This is a genomic window from Mycobacterium sp. TH-M82 (assembly GCF_057473605.1).
The window spans coordinates 1-1,119 of record NZ_JBYCKY010000265.1 but is presented as its reverse complement, the minus strand read 5'-3'; the positions used below and the strand labels follow the sequence as shown (position 1 = coordinate 1,119).

Annotated in this window: 1 protein-coding gene; it reads left to right on the top strand. The window is 65.0% G+C overall.

The annotated features are described in order from the left end of the window. Positions 1-1,119: recombinase family protein (locus tag AC2VON_RS08295; RefSeq protein WP_486952518.1), on the top strand; the 1,119-nt coding region annotated here is incomplete at both ends.

Here is a 1,119-nt window from a genome sequence, read left to right as displayed (position 1 = left end):
AGGGGACGGGGTTGGGGGTGGCGCGGCAGTTGGAGGACTGCCGCAAGCTCGCTACTGATCGGGGGTGGCCAGTCGGGGCCGAGTATGTCGACAACGACGTGTCGGCGTTCTCCGGTAAACCACGTCGCGAGTACGCCCGGATGTTGGCTGACCTGGCGTCCGGTGCTCGTGATGCGGTGATCGTCTACAACCTGGACAGGTTGCATCGGCGTCCGGTGGAGTTGGAGGAGTTCGTCACGTTGTGCGAGTCGGTGGGGGTGCGGGATCTGGCGACCGTGACCGCCGATATCGACTTGGGTAATGACGATGGGTTGTTCATGGCCCGGATTTTCGCGGCATTCGCCGCCAAGGAGTCCGGGCGCAAGTCGGCGCGCATCCGTCGCAAGATGTTGCAAAACGCCGAGGCCGGGTTGCCGCATGGGTCAGCGCGCCCGTTCGGGTATGAACCGGACAAGATCACCGTGCGCGCATCGGAGGCCGCAGTGGTCCGCGAGATGGTGGACCGGTATCTGGCGGGCCAATCCTTGCGGTCGTTGACGATCTGGCTCAACGAATCGCAGATCGCCCCGAGCATGGCGAAGTCCTGGCAGACGACCGCGGTGCGTCAGGTGTTGTCCTCGGGCCGCATCGCCGGGTTGCGGGAACACCGCGGGGAGGTGATCGGTGCGGCGGTATGGCCCGCCATCATCACCCCAGCAGAGCGTGATCGGGTGTTGGCGCGGATGGCGGCACGCTCGGTGACCAAATCCCGCACCGCACGCACCTACCTGCTCTCGGGGATGTTGCGCTGCGGGCGCTGTGAGAACCGACTGTATTCCCAAGCACGGCACAGCAATCCGCAGAACCGAGTACGACGGTACGTGTGTTTGAAGGGGCCGGATCATGGTGGGTGTGGCCGGTTGACGGTGGTCGCCGCCCCGGTCGAAGAACTGCTGACCGAAGCGGTACTGGCACGGCTGGATTCACCTCAATTGGCCGACGCGCTGGCGGGCAAAGCCACCGCTGATGCCGATGTTTCCGCATTGGCCGCCCAGGTCGATGCCGATCAGGAACGTCTTGATGAGTTGGCCGGCTTGTATGCCGATGGGGCGATCACGGCGCGGGAGTGGATTGCGGCGC